This is a genomic window from Amycolatopsis vastitatis, from assembly GCF_002234595.1.
GTDB classification, from domain to species: Bacteria; Actinomycetota; Actinomycetes; order Mycobacteriales; family Pseudonocardiaceae; genus Amycolatopsis; species Amycolatopsis vastitatis.
Map to the genome: position 1 here is coordinate 77,097 of NZ_NMUL01000064.1, position 17,705 is coordinate 94,801.

At 71.2% G+C, this 17,705-nt stretch carries 17 protein-coding genes; 8 read left to right on the forward strand and 9 right to left on the reverse strand.

Translation table 11 applies throughout. The annotated features are described in order from the left end of the window. Positions 1 to 121: 121 nt before the first annotated feature. Both CF165_RS43475 and CF165_RS43480 read right to left on the reverse strand, forming a co-directional pair. A complete protein-coding gene (locus CF165_RS43475; protein ID WP_093953431.1) occupies positions 122 to 2,188 on the reverse strand; it encodes an AMP-binding protein in 2,067 nt (688 codons plus the stop codon). A 164-nt stretch (positions 2,189 to 2,352) separates the two neighbouring features. Then, positions 2,353 to 3,291 (reverse strand): helix-turn-helix transcriptional regulator, encoded by a 939-nt coding sequence (locus CF165_RS43480; protein WP_093953432.1) that lies wholly within the window; start codon positions 3,289 to 3,291, stop codon positions 2,353 to 2,355. Positions 3,292 to 3,376: 85 nt separating this feature from the next. Between CF165_RS43480 and CF165_RS43485 the strand changes: the two genes are divergently transcribed. Then, complete coding sequence (locus CF165_RS43485) at positions 3,377 to 3,769, forward strand: VOC family protein (RefSeq protein ID WP_093953433.1); 393 nt, start codon at positions 3,377 to 3,379, stop codon at positions 3,767 to 3,769. On the opposite strand, the gene CF165_RS43490 is transcribed toward CF165_RS43485, so the two are convergent. Beyond that, the gene (locus tag CF165_RS43490; RefSeq protein WP_093953434.1) at positions 3,723 to 4,163 is read right to left on the reverse strand and encodes a hypothetical protein; all 441 of its coding nucleotides are present in this window, start codon (positions 4,161 to 4,163) and stop codon (positions 3,723 to 3,725) included. The two genes, CF165_RS43485 and CF165_RS43490, sit on opposite strands and share 47 nt — an antisense overlap. An 86-nt stretch (positions 4,164 to 4,249) precedes the next feature. On the opposite strand from CF165_RS43490, the gene CF165_RS43495 reads away from it, so the two are divergent. The 5 genes from CF165_RS43495 to CF165_RS43515 are packed head-to-tail and all read left to right on the forward strand — an operon-like array spanning position 4,250 to position 9,304. Further along, entirely contained in the window at positions 4,250 to 5,101 is an 852-nt protein-coding gene (locus CF165_RS43495) for a helix-turn-helix domain-containing protein (RefSeq protein WP_093953435.1), read from the forward strand. After that, on the forward strand, positions 5,098 to 5,292 hold the full coding sequence (locus CF165_RS43500; protein WP_093953436.1) for a DUF397 domain-containing protein: 195 nt from the start codon (positions 5,098 to 5,100) through the stop codon (positions 5,290 to 5,292). The genes CF165_RS43495 and CF165_RS43500 overlap by 4 nt, the downstream gene beginning before the upstream one ends. A gap of 49 nt (positions 5,293 to 5,341) precedes the next feature. Beyond that, positions 5,342 to 6,091, forward strand: coding sequence for a 3-hydroxybutyrate dehydrogenase (locus tag CF165_RS43505; protein WP_093953437.1), 750 nt, complete (start codon positions 5,342 to 5,344; stop codon positions 6,089 to 6,091). A gap of 32 nt (positions 6,092 to 6,123) precedes the next feature. Then, positions 6,124 to 7,452, forward strand: coding sequence for an MFS transporter (locus tag CF165_RS43510; protein ID WP_093953438.1), 1,329 nt, complete (start codon positions 6,124 to 6,126; stop codon positions 7,450 to 7,452). 1 nt (position 7,453) lies between these two features. Then, positions 7,454 to 9,304 (forward strand): helix-turn-helix domain-containing protein, encoded by a 1,851-nt coding sequence (locus CF165_RS43515; RefSeq protein WP_093953439.1) that lies wholly within the window; start codon positions 7,454 to 7,456, stop codon positions 9,302 to 9,304. A gap of 11 nt (positions 9,305 to 9,315) precedes the next feature. Here the strand turns inward: CF165_RS43515 and CF165_RS43520 are convergent, their stop codons facing one another. Both CF165_RS43520 and CF165_RS43525 read right to left on the reverse strand, forming a co-directional pair. Further along, positions 9,316 to 10,044, reverse strand: a complete 729-nt coding sequence (locus CF165_RS43520; RefSeq protein WP_093953440.1) for a S1 family peptidase — start codon at positions 10,042 to 10,044, stop codon at positions 9,316 to 9,318. A 63-nt stretch (positions 10,045 to 10,107) separates the two neighbouring features. After that, positions 10,108 to 11,289 (reverse strand): extracellular catalytic domain type 1 short-chain-length polyhydroxyalkanoate depolymerase, encoded by a 1,182-nt coding sequence (locus CF165_RS43525; RefSeq protein WP_093953441.1) that lies wholly within the window; start codon positions 11,287 to 11,289, stop codon positions 10,108 to 10,110. A gap of 189 nt (positions 11,290 to 11,478) precedes the next feature. Here CF165_RS43525 and CF165_RS43530 point away from each other — a divergent pair, with 189 nt between their 5' ends. Further along, a complete protein-coding gene (locus CF165_RS43530; protein WP_093953442.1) occupies positions 11,479 to 12,807 on the forward strand; it encodes an alpha/beta hydrolase family protein in 1,329 nt (442 codons plus the stop codon). A gap of 97 nt (positions 12,808 to 12,904) precedes the next feature. Here the strand turns inward: CF165_RS43530 and CF165_RS43535 are convergent, their stop codons facing one another. Continuing rightward, positions 12,905 to 13,861: a glycoside hydrolase family 6 protein gene (locus CF165_RS43535; protein ID WP_093953443.1), complete on the reverse strand. Its 957-nt coding sequence runs from the start codon at positions 13,859 to 13,861 to the stop codon at positions 12,905 to 12,907. A 309-nt stretch (positions 13,862 to 14,170) separates the two neighbouring features. Between CF165_RS43535 and CF165_RS43540 the strand changes: the two genes are divergently transcribed. Beyond that, the gene (locus tag CF165_RS43540; RefSeq protein ID WP_093953444.1) at positions 14,171 to 14,587 is read left to right on the forward strand and encodes a hypothetical protein; all 417 of its coding nucleotides are present in this window, start codon (positions 14,171 to 14,173) and stop codon (positions 14,585 to 14,587) included. A gap of 3 nt (positions 14,588 to 14,590) precedes the next feature. Here CF165_RS43540 and CF165_RS43545 read toward each other — a convergent pair whose 3' ends face one another. Genes CF165_RS43545 through CF165_RS43555 form a run of 3 tightly spaced genes read right to left on the reverse strand, consistent with a single transcriptional unit; the run spans position 14,591 to position 17,698 of the window. Next, positions 14,591 to 15,571 carry a TolB-like translocation protein gene (locus tag CF165_RS43545; protein WP_093953445.1) on the reverse strand — a complete coding sequence of 327 codons (981 nt, stop codon included), beginning with the start codon at positions 15,569 to 15,571 and terminating at the stop codon, positions 14,591 to 14,593. Beyond that, entirely contained in the window at positions 15,568 to 16,779 is a 1,212-nt protein-coding gene (locus CF165_RS43550) for an MFS transporter (RefSeq protein WP_093953446.1), read from the reverse strand. Before CF165_RS43550 ends, CF165_RS43545 begins: the two co-directional genes overlap by 4 nt. 46 nt (positions 16,780 to 16,825) lie before the next feature. Next, positions 16,826 to 17,698 (reverse strand): alkaline phosphatase family protein, encoded by an 873-nt coding sequence (locus CF165_RS43555; RefSeq protein ID WP_093953447.1) that lies wholly within the window; start codon positions 17,696 to 17,698, stop codon positions 16,826 to 16,828. Positions 17,699 to 17,705: the final 7 nt, after the last annotated feature.

Consider the following 17,705-nt stretch of genomic DNA (forward strand, 5'->3'; position numbering starts at 1 on the left):
GCCAGCGCCCCAATGTGGCGTTCGGTGCGTCCAACGCACCCAACGCCACATTGGGTGCGTTGGACGCAACCAACGCCACATTGGGGCGTTTGAGAGGCGCGGCCTGGTGAGCGGCAGCGGCTCAGTATTCGCTGGTGGCGGGCCAGGTGTCGTCGTGGAGGAGGCGCTTGAGGATCTTGCCCGTCGCGTTGCGGGGGAGGTCCGGGACGAAGTACACGTCCCGCGGCACCGCGAACCGGGCCAGGCGCTGGTGGATGTAGGCCCGGATGTCCTCCGCGTGCAGGGAAGCCCCGCGCCGCGGGACGACGTAGGCCGCCAGGCGCTGGCCCCACTCCGCGTCCGCCACGCCGACCACCGCCGCGTCGTGCACGCCCGGCAGGGCCACCAGGGCTTCCTCCACCGGGCGCGGGAACACGTTCTCGCCGCCCGAGACGATCATCTCGTCGGCCCGGCCGGTGACGAACAGCCTGCCCGCCGCGTCGAGGTAGCCGACGTCGCCGGTCGCCATCATGTCGGCCGCGCGGGCCGGGTCGGAGCCGCTCGTGTAGCCCTCGAACAGCATGTCGTTGCCGACGAAGATCTGGCCCTCGCCGCCCGGCGGTACCGGGGTGCGGTCTTCGTCGAGGATCGCCAGCCGCGTGCCGAGCGGGCAGCGGCCGGCCGTGGTCGGCGCGGCCCGCAGGTCGGCGGGGGTGGCGATGCTCGCCCAGGACACCTCGGTCGAGCCGTAGAAGTTGTAGAGGACGTCGCCGAAGGTGTCCATGAACGACGTCACGAACGCCCCGGACATCGCCGAGCCGCTGCTGGCCACGATGCGCAGCGACGAGAGGTCGTAGCGCGCGCGGACGCGCTCGGGCAGGTCCATGATGCGCTGCAGCATGATCGGCACCGCGAACAGCGCGTCGCACCGCTGCTCGGAGATCGTCCGCAACGTCTCTTCGGCGTCGAACTTGCGGGTCAGCGCGAGCGACGCCCGCAGTGCCATGCCGAGCTGCATCGCGGCGAGGCCCCAGGTGTGGAACAGCGGCGCCGCCACGAGGAGCCGGTCGCCCGAGCGCAGCGGGATGCGGTCGAGGATCGCCGCGGCCGTGCCCAGCCCCTTCGGCGTGGGACGGCGCGCGCCCTTCGGTGTGCCGGTGGTGCCGGAGGTGAGCACGATCAGCCGGCCCGGCCGCTCGGCGGGCTTCGGCGGGTCGGCGGGCGCGGCGTGGATCAGCTCGTCGACGGTCGGGTAGCCGGCGTCGGCGTCCGCCCAGGTGCTGATCCGGGCGAAGTCGCCCGGCACGTTCGCGATGGTCTGCGCGAACTCGTCGTCGGCCAGCACGGCGGACGGCTGGTGCTCGGCGAGCACGTCCTTGACCGAGGCCGCGGACAGGCCGGTGTTGAGCAGGATGACGTCGGCGCCGAGCTTGCTGGCGGCCACGAACGACTCGATCATCGCGGAGTGGTTGCGGCACATCAGCGCGATCCGGTCGCGCTCGACGACACCGAGCTCGCTCAGCGCGTTGGCGAGCCGGTCGCTGCGCTCCTGGACCTGGCGGAAGGTGCGGAGGCTGCGCTCGTCGTGCAGGGCGGGCTCGTCCGGGACGCGGGCCGCGGCGGCCTGGTAGCCGCCCGCGACCGTGGCGCCCCACTGTGCCAGGGAACTCAGTTGGCGGGCCAGCTTGTCGGGCCGGGCCGCGCTGACCACGCCGGCCCGCAGCAGGATGCTCGTGGTGCGCAGCTTGGTGGCCTTCTGGCCGTCGAGGTCGGCATCGGGGTCGTGTTCCCCGGCCAGGTGCAGGTCGAGGCGCCGGGCGACGGCGCGGACGTCCTTCTTGATCGACGACATCAGCTCGGCCTGCGACGGCGGCAGCATCATCCGGACGAACAGCTCGGTCTTGCCGCCCGCCAGTGGTCTCAGCTCGAGGGAAACCCAGGTGCCCTCGTCGGGGACGCCGCACCACACGACGTGCTCGCCCGGCCGGTACACGACGGCCTGCATCTGCGTCTGGAGCATCGGTCCCCGCTCGGGGACGATCCGGACCATTCCCTTCGGCCCGCGCCCGCGCGCGGCCGGCTCCTGGACCTCGCACCAGCTGATCTCCGGCACGAACCGCGAGTACCACTCCGGCGATCCGACGATCTGCCACACCACGTCGGGCGAGTGCCCTATCACAGCGCTCGCCTCAACCACATCGTCACGCATGTATGTCCCTCGCCCAAGTGTCACCGAACGCACGTTCAGGTCACGGAGGCGTCACATTAGCAGCAAACGGGTGATTCCGGATACTCCGAACGGCCAGATACCGGCGGGTAACGGACACCTGCAGTGGGTCCTCCGGATGTCCATTGTAGATCGATTAACGGTGTTCACCCAGCATAGCGGGCCACCAGCTCCGCACCCAGGCGCGCCAGCTCGGCCCGGACGGACATCGGACCTTCCACTTCGACCAGCGTGCCCCAGCCCGCCAGCTCCTGCGCGATCATGACCGGCGCGGGCGCCGCGACCCTCGCCCGGACCCGGTCGCCCGGCAGTTCGGCGACGAGTTCGCAGTGCCGCCCGAACCGGTCCCGCAGCACCCCGAAGTACCGTCGGTCGAGCACCACGTCCGCGCTGAGCAACGAGCGCCGTTTCTCGACCTCCTCGACGACCTCCTCCCACACCCGGGCGAGTTCCAGGTCCGACGGGCGGTCCGCGGCCTCCTCGGTCGGAACGGCCGCGACGATCCGGTCGGCCCGGAACGTGCGGCGGCCCTTCGCGGTCCCGGCGACGAGGTACCAGACGTCGTCCTTGTCGACCAGGCCCCACGGGTCCACGAGCCGCTCCGACCGTTCGCGGCCGGCGTAGGTCAGGCGGACCTTCCGGCGGGCGATGACGGCGTCGCGCAGCAGCTCGACCATCGGCGGCCGTTCCTTCGGACGCTCGCCCCAGCCCGCCTGGTCGACGAAGACCGCTTCCGCGGCGGCCTCGGCGCCGGCCCGGAACGTGCCGGGCAGCGCGCCCATCAGCTTCCGCAGCGCGGACTTGACCTCCGGCGTGGTGGCCGCGGCCGGTCCGCCCAGGAGGAACAGCGCCTGCGCTTCGCGCGCGCTCAGGCCGGAGAGGTCGGTGCGCGCCCCGCCGACGAGCTGCCAGCCGCCGCCGCGGCCCGGCTGCGGGTAGACGGGCACCCCGGCGGCCGAGAGCGCTTCGAGGTCACGGCGCGCCGTCGCGACGGAGACTTCCAGCTCCTGGGCGAGCTCTCCGGCGGTGACGCGGCCGCGGGACTGCATCAGCAGGAGGGTGGCCACGAGGCGGTCGGCGCGCATGGGAGAAGTCTCGCAAACAAAGTGCTCACTCGGTGAGCACTTTCGCCCCGCATGATGGCTCCACACCGCTTGAGAGGAACAGGACATGCTGCGAGGAATGGCCACCGTGACGTACTACGCCGAGGACCACGAAGCCGCGAAGACCTGGTACACGGAGTTCCTGGGGATCGAGCCGTACTTCACCGTCCCCGGGTACTTCGAGTTCCGGATCGGCGACTACCAGCACGAACTCGGCGTCGCCGACCGCAAGTACGCGCCCAGCACGCAGGCCGAGCCGGGCGGGCAGATCGTCAGCTGGCACGTCGACGACCTCGAAGCGACCCTCGCGCGCCTCCTGGAGCTGGGCGCGAAGGAGTTCGAGCCGATCACCGTGCGCGGGGAGGGTTTCGTGACGGCGTCCGTCGTCGACCCGTTCGGCAACGTCCTCGGGATCATGACGAACGTGCACTATCTCGCGGTGCTGGCGGAACGCTCATGAGGCGGTACGCCTCCTTGACGCACTTCTCGCACCGCTCGTGCCGCTCGGTCCTCCCGGCCGGGTCGGTGCCGTAGAAGGGGAAGCAGCCCGCGCCGCAGCTCGCGAAGTAGATCAGGCCGAGCCGGACCTCGCCGCGGCCGACGTAGTGGGCGAGCCGCCGGCGCGGATCCGGGCCGCATTCGGGGATCCAGCCGTGCGAGGGGAGGCGGGCGGCGGCGATCTCGTCGAGGACGCCCGCGCGGGTGATCAGGTCCCCGCCGAGGCAGCAGAGGCGCTCGCCGAGGTCCCGCAGGCCGTCCGCACGCAGGGGCGGGCCGGTGAGCCAGGCGAGGTCGCCGGGCAGCGTTTCGGCAAGGTCGCGGAGACGGGTCAGGAGTGCGTGGTCCGGGTCCATGCGGTGCAGGGAATCCGACGCGAATCCGCGACACCAGCCGACGTGCGGAGGGCGGAAGTGTCGGACCCCGGTGACAGAATGCGCTCATGGCGACACCCTTCGCGACACCGCGGGCGAGAGCGCTCGGCTTCGGGCTCCGGAAATGCCGGGAAGCCCGGAACTTCGGTGTGCGCGAGCTGGCCCGGTTGATCGGGGTGCACGCGCAGGAACTGTCCAATTGGGAGTACGGGAAGCGGATTCCCAAGGTGGAGCAGGTGGCTCTGCTGATGGGGGTGCTCGTCGTGGAGCCGGGGGAGCGGGCGAGGTTGCTGGAACTCGCCCGCACCGCCCGCGAGCCGAGCTGGCTCGAGAAGATGGTGCCCGGCGTGGAGCCGATCGTGTCGACCTACGCCGAGTACGAGCGTGATGCGACCGCGATCTTCGCCTGGCAGCCGCTGCTGGTGCCTGGACTGCTGCAGACCGACGGTTACGTGCGGGCCATGTTCACGGACCTCGGGCTGGCCGAAGTGCAGATCGAGAAGCTTGTTCAGGTCAAGAGGGCTCGGCGGTCGGTGATCACCCGCTATGACCCGCTGCCGTACCACGTGGTGGTGGACGAGGCCGCGCTCCGGCGGTGCATCGGCCCGCCGGCGATCATGCTCGAGCAGTTGCGTTCCCTGAGTGCGATGTCGAACCGGCGGCACATCCGCCTTCAGGTGCTGCCCGCGGGAGGCAAGTTCCATCCCGGCTACTGGGGACCCTTCATGATCCTTGAGTTCGCTCAGCTCCCGCCGATCGTCTTCGTGGAGCACTATCGCGCGAGTGCCTACCTCTACGATGAAGATCAGATCGCCGACTACCGGTCGGCCGCGAAGACACTGGCGGGCCTTGCCTTGAGCGAGCAGGAGAGCTGCGCGCTCATCGGGGAGGTGGCCGCCGAACTCGGAGGTGCCGGATGAACTCCACTGTGTGGCGAACTTCCAGCTACACGGGCAAGGAAGATTGCGTCGAAGTGGCGCTCGGACCTGCGGCAAAAATCCGCGACACCAAGGACCGCTCCGGCGGCACCCTCGAAATTTCCACCCGATCGTGGGAAGCCTTACTCTCCGCGTTGTGTCTACCGGCACCACTGGATCTTCCCGAGGTGTAGCCCTCGCACACATAGCTAGCGACCGGGGTCACGCTTACCGTTCCCGTCCATGACCAGCGATCTGGACGGGCGCACGGCCCTCGTCACCGGCGGTGCGAGCGGCATCGGCCTCGCCTGCGTCCGCGCCCTCGCCGCGGCCGGGGCCAAGGTGCACGTCGTCGACATCGACGCGCGCCGGACCGAAGCCGCCGCTGCCGAGGCCGGGGGCTGGGCGCACGTCGCCGACCTCACCGATCCCGCGTCGATCGGGGACCTCCCGGCCGAGGTCGACATCCTGGTCAACAACGCCGGGATCCAGCACGTCGCGCCGATCGAGGCCTTCCCGCCGGACGTCTTCGCCCGGATCCAGGCCTTGATGGTCACCGCTCCCTTCTTGCTCATCCGGCACACGCTGCCGTCGATGTACGCGCGGGGCTGGGGGCGGATCGTCAACATGTCGAGCGTCCACGGGCTGCGCGCTTCCGCCTACAAGGCCGCGTACGTCGCCGCCAAGCACGGCCTCGAAGGCCTCTCGAAGGTCGCCGCCCTCGAAGGGGCCGAACACGGCGTCACCAGCAACTGCGTCAACCCCGGCTACGTCCGCACCCCGCTGGTCGACGGCCAGATCGACGCGCAGGCCGCCGAGCACGACATCCCGCGTGAGGACGTCGTCGCCGAGGTTCTCCTCAAGCGGGCCGCGATCAAGAAGCTCATCGAACCCGCGGACGTCGCCTCCCTGGTGGTGTGGCTGTGCTCGCCGCACGCCGGCCACATCACCGGGGCATCCGTTCCCCTCGATGGCGGTTGGACCGCCGCTTAATCCCGCCCAACCACAAGGAAGTGGAGCCCGCAGTGAGCCAACCCCACCGGTCGGCGATCGCCAAGATCGTCGGCGCGAGCCTGATCGGCACCACCATCGAGTGGTACGACTTCTTCCTCTACACCTCGGCCGCCGCCCTCGTCTTCAACAAGCTGTTCTTCCCGACGGCGAACCCGCTCACCGGCACGCTGCTGGCGTTCCTGACCTACGCCGTCGGGTTCCTCGCCCGCCCGGTCGGCGGCCTGGTCTTCGGCCACTTCGGCGACCGGCTCGGCCGCAAGAAGCTCCTGATCGTCAGCCTGGTGCTGATGGGCGGCTCGACCTGCCTGATGGGCGTGCTGCCGACGTACGCGTCCGCAGGCGTCCTGGCTCCGCTGCTGCTCACGCTGCTTCGGCTCGTCCAGGGCTTCGCGCTCGGTGGTGAGTGGGGCGGGGCCGTCCTGATCGTCTCCGAGCACGGCGACGACCGCCGTCGCGGCTTCTGGGCGAGCTGGCCGCAGTGCGGCGCGCCCGGCGGCAACCTCCTGGCCACCGCCGTGCTGGCGATCCTGTCCGCGACGCAGTCCGATGCGACGTTCATGTCGTGGGGCTGGCGCGTCCCGTTCCTGCTCTCGGGGGTGCTGCTGCTGATCGGGCTGTGGATCCGGCTGGCCGTCGCCGAATCGCCGGTGTTCCTCGCCGCCCAGCGCCAGGCCGAGGCGCGCACCGAGAAGCACGTCCCGGTCGTCGAGGTCTTCCGCAACAGCTGGCGGCAGGTGCTGATCACCATCGGCGCCCGGATGGCCGAGAACGTCTCGTACTACGTGATCACCGCGTTCATCCTGGTGTACGTCACGACCGGGCTGCACCTGCCGAAGGGCCTCGGCCTGACCGCGGTGCTCATCGGCTCGGCCGTGCACTTCGTGACGATCCCCGTGTGGGGCGCGCTGTCCGACCGCGTCGGGCGTCGTCCGGTCTACCTGTTCGGCGCGATCGGGATGGCTTTGTGGGGCTTCGCGTTCTTCGCTCTTCTCGACACGAAGTCGTCGGCGGTGATCGTGCTGGCCACGACCGTCGGGCTGGTGCTGCACGGCGCGATGTACGGGCCGCAGGCCGCGTTCTTCGCCGAGCAGTTCCCGACCCGCGTGCGCTACACCGGCCTTTCGGTCGGCGGCCAGCTGTCGTCGATCGCGGCCGGGGCCGTCGCTCCGCTGGTCGCCGTGGCGCTGTTCTCGGCCTGGGGCAGCACCGTGCCGGTGTCGCTGTACGTCGCGGCGATGTGCCTGATCACGGTGATCGCGCTGCTGGCCGCCCGCGAAACCCGCGGTGCCTCGCTGCACGACGAGGACGTCGAGGCGGAGACGGCGGCCGTTTCGCCCTAGCATGACGGCCGTGACCGCACCCTCGGACGCGTTGCGCCGGCTGCTCGACCTGCTCGCCTCCGGAGCGAGCAGCGAGCAGCTGGCGCACGTCGTCGTCACGGCCCGCGCCGAAGGCGGCCTCGACGCGGCGGGCCTCGCCGCCCTGGCCGGTGCGGGGGAGCAGGCCCTGCGGATCCGCGAGACCCTGGCCGAGCACCGGCGGCGTGAGGCGCAGCTCGCCGCGCTGTTCGACACCGCGAGCGAGCTCGCCGCGCTGTCCGACCCGGACACCGTGCTGCGCTCGATCGTCCGGCGGGCGCGGGCGCTGCTCGGCGTCGACGTCTCGTACCTGTCGCTCAACAACGAGGCCGAGGGCAAGACCTACATCCGGGTGAGCGACGGCTCGGTGTCGGCGGAGTTCCAGCAGATCGTGCTCGGCATGGGCGAGGGCCTCGGCGGGCTGGTCGCGCAGACCGCGCGGCCGTACGCGACGGCGGACTACTTCAACGACGACCGGTTCAAGCACACCCGGCACATCGACTCCGGCGTCGAGGACGAGGGCCTGACCGCCATCCTCGGCGTCCCCTTGGCCATCGGCCCGAAGGTGCTCGGCGTGCTCTTCGCGTCCGACCGCGCGACGCGGGAGTTCTCGGCGGACGAGGTGGCGCTGCTGTCGTCGCTCGCCGACCACGCGGCGATCGCCCTGGACAGCGCGAACCTCCTCGACCAGACACGCCGCGCCGTCGCCGAGCTCAACGAGGCCAACGCGACGATGGAACGCGCCGAGGACGCGCACGACCGGCTCACCGACCTCGTGCTGCGCGGCGGCGACCTCCCGGACGTCGCCGACGCGGTCGCCGGGGTGCTGCACGGAGACCTCACGGTGTACGACGCCGACGGCACGCTCCTGGCGAGTTCGGCGGACCCGGTGGCGCTCGACCCGGACGCGCTCGCCGCCGCCCGCGCGTCAGGCCGCGCTGTGTCTACAAAGGACAACTGGGTCTGCGCGGTGCAGGCCGGTCCCGAGCTGCTCGGCAGCCTGGTGCTGGCCGGCCGCCCCGGACTCACCGACCCCGACCGCCGGCTGTTCGAACGCGCCGGCGTCGTGACGGCGTTGCTGCTGATGCTGCGCCGGTCCGTCGTGCGCGCCGAAGACGAGGTCCGAGGCGAGCTGCTGACCGACCTGCTCACCGCGCCGGACCGCAACCCGCGTGCGCTGCTGGCTCGCGGTCGCAGGCTGGGGATCGACCTGTCGGCACCGCACGCGGTGCTGGTCGCGCACGCGGACGGCGGCTCACGGCGGCGCCTGGCGAGCGCGGCCGCCCGGCACGCGACGCTGGTCGGCGTGCACGCGGAGGAGGTCGTGCTGCTCGGCACGGGCGACCCGGACGAGCTGGCCGGCCGCGTGGCGGCCGACCTCGGAGCGGCCACCGGCCGCCCGGTCACGGTGGGCGCGGCGGGCCCGGCGAGCGGCCCGTCGGCGATCGCGGACGCCCACGCGGAAGCGGCCCGCTGCGTCCGGGCCCTGCTGGCGCTGGGCCGGGCGGGCGAAGGCGCGGCGATGGCGGGCCTGGGTTTCCTCGGCCAGCTGCTCGGCGACCGCGCGGACCTCGACGCGTTCGTCCGCCGGACACTGGGCCCGGTCCTCGACTACGACGAGCGCCGCGGCACCGAGCTGGTCGCGACGCTGCGGGCGTACTTCGCGAACGGATCCCAGCTGGCGCGCACGAAAGACGTGCTGCACGTCCACGTGAACACGGTGGTGCAACGGCTGGAACGCGTGGCGTCGCTGCTGGGGGAGGACTGGCAGGCGCCGGACCGGGCTCTGGAAATCCAGCTGGCCCTGCGCCTGCACCGCCTCCGCGACGCCTGAGCCTTACCGGCCTACAAACCGCCGACCGTCGTGCTGATCCACGGCCGGACGTCCGGTGAGGTCAGGTCGACGTAGATCGACGGGCCGGCGCCGCAGGCCGACGTCGTGCCCCGGCTGTCGCTGCCGATCAGGGTCCAGGCACCGTCGACCTTCGTGATCTGCGGGCCACCGGAATCCCCGTAGCAGTCGCCGCCTTGGTTCGGGTTGTCGGTACAGATCTCCTGCGCCGCGTTGATGCGGTAACACCTGCTGTCCACGAGGATCGAGGTGTCGAACTCGTTGTTGTAGGTGGACATCGGCCCGCAGCCGGCGATGTCGCAGGTCTGTCCCCAGCCGAGCAACCGGGTCACGGTTCCCACCGCGGCGTCGGCCGGTGCGCCGATCGGGATCGGGGCGAACGGCACCGATTCGGCCAGTTTCAGCAGCTTCACGTCGGCGTAGCTGTGGGGGATGTCGTCGATGACCTGAACCTTCCGGCCCTTGGTCCGGTCGTTGTTGCCCACCCGGACCGAAGTCACCGCCGAGCAGTGCTTGGCCGTGATCACCCAGTTGGGCTTGATCAACGAGCCGGTGCAGCCATCGACGATGTAGGCCATGAAGGGATAGGGCTCGGAAGCCTTGTGGCCGCCGACGATCGAGGTGATCGGGCCTTCGCCGGCGGCCGCGGTGGCCGGAACGAGACCGGACGCCGCGGCCGCCAGTGCCGCGATCACCAATGCCAGCAGGGTTTTCGCCTTCATCGGAGGAATTCTAGGGGCAAGAACAACTTCGCCGGGACCGGCAAACGGCCGAATCGCGAAGTGCTAGCACTGGCCGTCGGCGAGGACCCAATAGCCGGGGGACGTTTCCCGCAGCGCGTGGATCGTGAAGGTGTTCCACAGGCCCATGGCCTGGTTCGAACCGTTCGCATACGTCTGACCGCCGCTCTGGTGCGCGCGGCCCGCCTGCGTGTGGGCGTAGTTGCTGGCACTGACACAGGTTCCCGCCGGAGCCGACGTGGTGGTGGCCGTCGTCGTGGTCCCCGATCCGTTGTCCAGCCCGAAGAACACGCCGGTGTAGTAGCTGGAGCAGATCCCGGCGAGGAAGTACGCGCCCGTGCTGCCGCACTGCGTCGGGCCGGTGCCCGGGTCGACCGCCGTACCGTGGCCCATCCCGGCGATCGAGTACAGCCGCACCTTGCCGGCGTAGTCCGTCAGAGTCGTGCTGCCGGGCAGGGACTGCGTGCTCGTCGGCGACTGCGAGACGCCGTGCACCGCGGTCCACTGGTCGCGCAATTCCGTTCCGTTGACCGGGTAGACCGTGTAGTCACCCGTGCCCTGCCAGATCGCGACGCGCGGCCACGGCCCGCTGTAGCCGGGGTACTGCGCCTTCACCCGCGACGCCCACTGCGCCGGGGTCAGGTGCTGGTCGTTCTGCTGGCAGTTCGTCGCCTCGGTGACGCTCGTGGCGCACTGCGCGGGCAGGCCGGCGTTGATGCCGCCGGCGGCGAAGACGTCCGGGTACGCGGCCAGCAGGTCGGCGGTCATCCCGCCGCCGGCCGACAAGCCGGTGACGAACACCCGCGAGGAGTCCGAGCCGTGGTCGGCGATCGCCTTGTCCACCATGGACTTGATGGACGCGGCTTCGCCGTTGCCTCGGGTGTCGTCCGCGGTGGAGAACCAGTTGAAGCACTTCAGCGAGTTGTTCGCGGTCGACTGCTGCGGGAACACGACCGCGAAACGCCAGCGGTCGGCCAGCGCCGGCCAGCCGGAATGGGCGTAGTAGTCCGCGGCGCTCTGCGTGCAGCCGTGCAGCGCGACGACCACCGGGCGGCCGGTTTCGAGCCCGGACGGCGTGTACGTGTACATCGCCAGCGCGCCGGGATTGGCGCCGAACGAGGAAATCTGCACCAGGGAGGACGGCGGCGGGTCGGCGGCGGCCACCCCGACGGTGGTGAGCACGGCGGCGGTGACCGCGGCGAGTCCGGCGAAAGCGAGTTTGCGCATCGTGAGTTCCTTCTCGTCGTTGAGAGGGTTCCCAGCGACGTTAAGGCGGTTCCGAGGTCCGGACCATGTGTCCGGCCACCACATCGGCCCGGCGATTCATGGTGGCCGGCGGGGTGGCTCCCGGCCGGGGTACGCGCTTGGGTTCAGGGCATCCGAGACCGGAGGTGAACCGTGCGCAGGTGGCTGGCTTTGGTTCTGGCGGGAGCATTCGCGGCGGCGCTGCCCCCCGCGGCGTCGGCGTCGCCTCGGCACTGCGAGGTGGACGTGCCCGGCGCCGAGCGGCAGATCGCCGTCTGCCTGGACGACCTGACGACGACCGGCACCCTCGCGTCGGGCCACACCGTCCAGGCCGACTGGGCCGGCCTGACGTCGGCAGGTCTGCCCGCGCCGAGCGGGGTTCCCGGCGTCCAGGTCGACGGGTACTTCCCCGACACGTCGACGGCGAACACCAACCACGGCTGGAACCACGACGCGCAGTTCGTGCTGCGCCTGCCGGATCGGTGGAACGGCGGCCTGGTCGTCTCCGGCTCACCCGGCGTGCGGCGGCAGTACGCGAACGACCGCGCGATCGGCGATCAGGCGCTGGCCGAAGGCTACGCGTTCGCCGCGACCGACAAGGGAAACACCGGCGCGGCGTTCTTCACCGACGGCGTCCGGCCCGGCGACGCGCTCGCCGAGTGGAACTCGCGCGTCACGCAGCTGACGCTGGCGGCCCGGTCGGCGGCGGCGCGGCACTACGGCCGGTGGCCGGCGCGGACCCTGGCGGCCGGGCTGTCCAACGGCGGGTACCTCGTGCGGTGGCAGCTGGAGAACCGGCCGTGGCTCTACGACGGCGGCGTCGACTGGGAGGGAACGCTGTGGCGTGCCGATGGACCGAACCTGCTCACGTTCCTGCCGCCGGCCCTGCGCGCTTACCCCGCCTACGCGGCCGGTTCGGCACCGGCCCATCAATCCATTTTGGACGCCGGGTTCGCGCCGGGCTCGGAGTTCCTCTGGGACTACCACTACCGCGTCTACTGGGATCTGACCCAGCGGATCTACCGCGAGGAGGTCGACCCCTCGTTCGACGGCGTCTTGCAGGCCGGGATCCCGTTCTGCGCTTCCGGAACACCGTCTTGTGACGCGGACTATGCGTATTCCGCGCGGCCTGCGCCGGTGGCGCGGGCGGTGGAGCGGATCTCCCTGACCGGGCGGATCGGCAAGCCGCTGCTGACGCTGCACGGCACGCTCGACACGCTGCTGCCGATCACGCGCGACTCCGACGTCTACGACCGGATGATCACCTCGGCCGGCCGTGGGGCGCTGCACCGGTACTACCGCGTCGAGGGCGGCAACCACGTCGACGGCCTGGTCGACGCCTACCCGGACAAGCTCCGCCCGCTGGGCCCGTGCTTCCGGACGGCGTTCGACGCGCTGGCGGGCTGGCTGCGCGGAGTGCGGCCACCGGCCTCGGCAACGATCGCCCGCCCCGCCGGGGCGACCCCGGCGGAGCTGGCGCGCGCCTGCTCGCTCGGCTGAGTCTCAAGCGCCCCAATGTGGCGTTCGGTGCGTCCAACGCACCGAACGCCACATTGGGTGCGTTGGACGCAACCAACGCCACATTGGGGCGCATTGGTCAGTCGCCCTTGATCAGGTGGTTGGCGAGGGCCGGGCTGAACGTGCCCGCCGGGATGCCCGAGCCGTAGCCGCAGCTGCCGTCGGAGTCGCCGGGGACCTTGATCCACAGCTGCATCTCCGGGCCGCCGCCGAGCCGGGACGTCACGCCGAGCTTGCGCTTCGGCGGGTTGCACCACTCGGAGTCCGTGCCGTGGCCGTTGCCGTTGCGGCTGGTGTCGACCACGAACGGGGCCGCGTAACCCAGGGCCGCGTCGACCGCCTTGCCGTAGGTCGTCGACTCGGCCGTGGTGTAGTAGTTGGACACGTTCAGCGCGAACCCGTGGATCGACTGGACGCCCACCGACTTCAGCCGGGAAGCCATCGTGGCGGCCGGGATCCACGTGGCGTTGCCGCCGTCCAGGTACGCCCACGTGTTGGGCGCCTTCTGGGCGAACTGCGTCGCGGCGTACTTCAGCAGGTCGATCCGCGTCTGCCGGGCGTCGCCGGGCAGGCAGTCGAGCTGGGCGAGCGCGTCCGGCTCGATGATCACGATCGCCGGCTTGCCGCCGATGCCGTCGGCGAACGCGGAGATCCAGTCGCGGTAGGCCTGCGGGCCGCCCGCGCCGCCGGTCGACTCGCCGCTGCAGTCGCGCCCGGGGATGTTGTAGGCGACCAGGACCGGCAGCTTGTCGGCGACGTCGGCGGCGTAGGTGTAGGAGTCGACCGCCGCGCGGACGTCGCCGCTCCAGTTGCCGAACCAGCGGGCACCCGGCTTCGTCGCGATCGACGTCCGGATCGGACCCGCCAGGCTGTCGTCCGGATGGTCGCGGACCCAGGTCGCCGGGTTCGAGTCCGGGTCGGCGTAGAAGCCGTTCGTCTTCTCGAGCGGGTTGCCGTCGGCGGCGACGGCGGGGGTCGCGGGGGCGAGGCCGGTGAGCGCGAGCGAAGCGGCCACGAGCCAGGTCGAAATGCGCATTCGGCGAGTGTGCCGTGACGCAGTACACGAATCGTACAAAAAAGAGGGTGAACCAAACCGAACCAGCGTCCGTATCACTGGGTGAGGGGCGCGGTATACCCGCCGCGAAACCCGCCCTGAGCTGCGCTTTTGCCGTCCGGATGGTCGACCCCGTTCGGCTGCTTGCGGGAGTGCTGCCCGTCGTTCATGATGGGCGTCGGGGTCCGCGAAAATTCGTTAATGTCGAATATTCAGGTGTCGGCCATGCTGCGGAAGAACCGTCCGTCCGGAAGTGAACGTCATGCTCCTACCTGCCCCCGGGGCCCGCTGATGGCCGTGGATCTGCCCGGCCTCGCCATCGTCGCCGGGCTGCTGCTGCCGGCGCTCGCCGCCGCGGCCTGGGCGATCGCCCTGGAACGGCGGCGTCCGCGCCGACCCGCGCCCGTGTCCATCCGGGAACCGGAACCGGAACCGGACTTCACCGTGGCCGGCATCCGGTCGCGCATCCGGCAGGAGCACGCCGTGAAGCAGCTGGCCGAAGCCAGGACGGTCGCCCTGCCGACGCTGCCGATCCCCGCGCAGACGCGGCGCGAAGCCGCGCCGGAGCCACTGCCGGCACGGGTGGCGGGCGCCCTCCCGCCGCCGCGCTCGGCGGCCGCCAGGGTGCCGGCTTCCCGGTTCGCCTTCGCGCCCCCGGACACGGACCTGATGCAGCGCATCCTCGACGGCTTGCGCAAAATGGACTGATCCTCAGGTGCCGAGGGCGGCGGGGGACTCCGCCTCCGGGACGAGCAGCCTGGGCGTGCCCGATCCGTCGGCCGGGACCGACCAGACGTCCGCGTGACCCGGGCCGCGGGGCACGCCGTAGCCGATCGTGTGGTCGTCGAGCCAGGCGGGCTGGTCGTCGACACTGCGGGTCTCGGCCAGCGCCGTCACCTTCGACGCGGCCAGGTCGAGCACCGACAGCCGCCAGCCCTTGGCCGGGTCGCCGTCCACAGCGGACTTGAACGCCACCCGCGTGCCGTCCGGGGAAAGGGACGGGCATTCGACGTTCTCGCGCAGCGTGCGGACCGTGTGCGCGGCGAAGTCGCCCGCGACCAGGTAGCGGTGGCCGGCCGTCGACATCGTCGCGTAGAAGTGGCGGTCGTCGCGGGTGAACGTGACGCCCCAGAAGTTGAGGTCGGCCGCCTGGTACGGCTTCCCGTCGAGCGTCACCGCGTAGTCCTCCAGCGTCCCCGCGAGGTCACCGGTCGCCGTGTCGAGGATGCCGGCGCGGGTGGAGAACAGGCCGCCGTTGTAGGAATCGCCGGTGACGAACACCGTCCACGCGAGCATCCGGCCGCTCGCCGACACCCGCGCCCGGTTCGGCAGGCCGACCAGCGGGATCTCCCGCTTCGACGCGAGTTGCGCGTCGAGCTGGACCAGCTGGTACGTGGTCAGATCGCCGTCCGGGCGCAGGCAGAGGCCGGTGCCGCCGGCGGCGTACACCCGCGTGCACGACAGCGGCGAGACCGTCCGCGGGCCGGCGGGGTCCGCAGTGGACACCGTGGCGACGTGCCCGCGGTCGGCGTCGGCCGTGCTGCGGAACAGCAGTCGCGGGCCGGGGGAGAGGCTGACCGCGCCGGTCGCGGCGACGTCGTGGCTGCGCGCGCTCGCGAACCCGACGTACGCGACCGCCGCCCCGGCGAGCACGAGCACCCCGGCGACGGCGATCAGGATCCTCGTCCTCACGCTGTCACCTTCCGCGGGGAGAGGACCACGAACGTCACGGCGATCGCGGCCACGGCCCCGCCCGCGGCGACCACGATCGCCCGGTCCGGACCCCAGAACTGCCACGCCAGTCCGAAAAGGACGGACGAGGCGAAGTACGCGAGCGCCTGTGCGGTCTGCACGAGCGAAATCCCCGTGGTGCGCAACGACTCCGGCAGCAGCGGACCGGCCAGTGCCATCAGGACGCCGTCGGTCGCCGCGTAGAACGCGCCGTACAACGCCAGCGCCGCCGCGAACAGCGGCCAGCCGGACACCGGCCCGGCCAGCAGCAGGTAGACCAGTGCGAGCGCGCCGTAGCCGCCGAGCACGACCGGCAGCCGCCCGACCCGGTCGGCCAGCGCGCCCAGCGGCGCGGCGAGCAGCAGGTAGCTGAGGTTGGTGCCGACCGCGAGCAGTGGGAACCAGCCGGTCGCGATGTCCTCCTTGTGCTGCAGCAGCAGGTAGACGAACCCGTCGCCGACCGTGGCCAGCCCGAGCACGCACGCCGCCGCCAGCAGCCGCCGCACGCCGTTGCCGCGCAGCAGGGCCGCCGCCGCGCGCGGCGAAACCGGGTTCGCGGTGGCTTTCGGCGTCCGGCGGTCGCGGACGAACAGCACCAGCAGCAGCACGCCGACGGCGGCGATGCAGAAGCTGACGAAGAAAACGGCGTTGAAGGCTTCGGGGTCGGTGGCGCCGACCGCGGCCAGCACGGCGAGCGCGACCAGGGGCCCGGCGAAGGCACCCATGCTGTCCATCGCGCGGTGGATGCCGAACGCCCGCCCGAGCAGCGGTTCGGGCGCAGACAGCGTGATCAGCGCGTCGCGCGGCGCGGTCCGCAGGCCCTTGCCGGTGCGGTCGAGCGTGATCACGGCGCCGATCGCGGCCGCCGACGCCCCGGCCGCGAGCAGGCCGAGCTTCGCCACCGCGGACAGCGCGTAGCCGGCTCCGGCGACGATCTTGCGCCGCCGGACCCGGTCGGCGACGTACCCGCCGACGATCCGCAGCAACGCCGTCGCGCCGGTGTAGAGGCCGTCGACCAGGCCGTACGCGGCGGGGCTCAGGTGCAGGCCGAGCACCAGGTAGACCGGCAGGACGGCGGTGACCATCTCCGAGGAGACGTCGGTGACCAGGCTGACGGCGCCGATCGCGAAGACGTTCGCGCCGACCGCCGAGAGCCTGGTCCGGGACATCGCCCCAGCATGCTCTCGGCGGCCGATGGTGGACAGGTACACGCGGTTACTGCCAGACGTCGAGGATCGGCGACTTGCTCGCGGCGCCGCCGATGCCCGGCAGGCCGTAGGACGCCTCGATCGTGCGCAGCACGGTGTAGTGTTTGATCGACTCGCTGTAGCTGCCGACCTTGACGCCGGCGCCGGTGAACGTCGTGAAGATCTGGTTGACCGACGTGCCGCTGTCCTCGTCGAAGGTGACGATCAGCAGGCTGTTGTGCGTCTTCGCCCACTGGGCGTAGGCGTCGAGGTTCTTCTTCAGCCAGGTGTCGCCGGTGCCGATCGAGCAGTCGTGCATGTCGTTGCACATATCGGGCGTAACGAACGCAACGGTCGGCAGCTGGGTGAAGTCGCTCGGGAAGCTCGAGTAGCGGAGGTTGCTCGCGGAGGGGACGTTCGAGAAGTCGGCCCAGCTGTTGTGCTTGCGCCGGTAGGTGCCGCTGGAACAGCCGGTGTAGCCGTCCGACGGCATGGCTTCGGAGTAGCCCGTGAAGGTCTTGCCCGCGTCGATCAGCTGCCGGCCGAGGTTGGCCTTCGCGCCGAGGTTGGCCGGGCAGGTGTCGTCGGTGACGCCCTGCGTCGCGCCGGAGAAGAGGGCGACGTAGTTGGGCTGGCTCGGGTGGGTGATCGCGAACGAGTTCGTGAACTTCGCGCTCTGCGAGGCGAGGGAGTTGAAGTAGGGGGCGCTGGAACTGCCGTTGATCGAGGAGTACTTCTTGTTCTCGAACATCACCAGGACGATGTGGTCGAACGCCGGCACGGTCGAAGCGGTCGGCCGCACGGCCGCGGACTCGTCCGTTCCGGTGACGACGGCGGTGGTGACCGCACCGGCGGTGACCAGGGCGGCGGCGAAGGCGGCGAAGATCCGCTTGCGGATCATGGGTCCT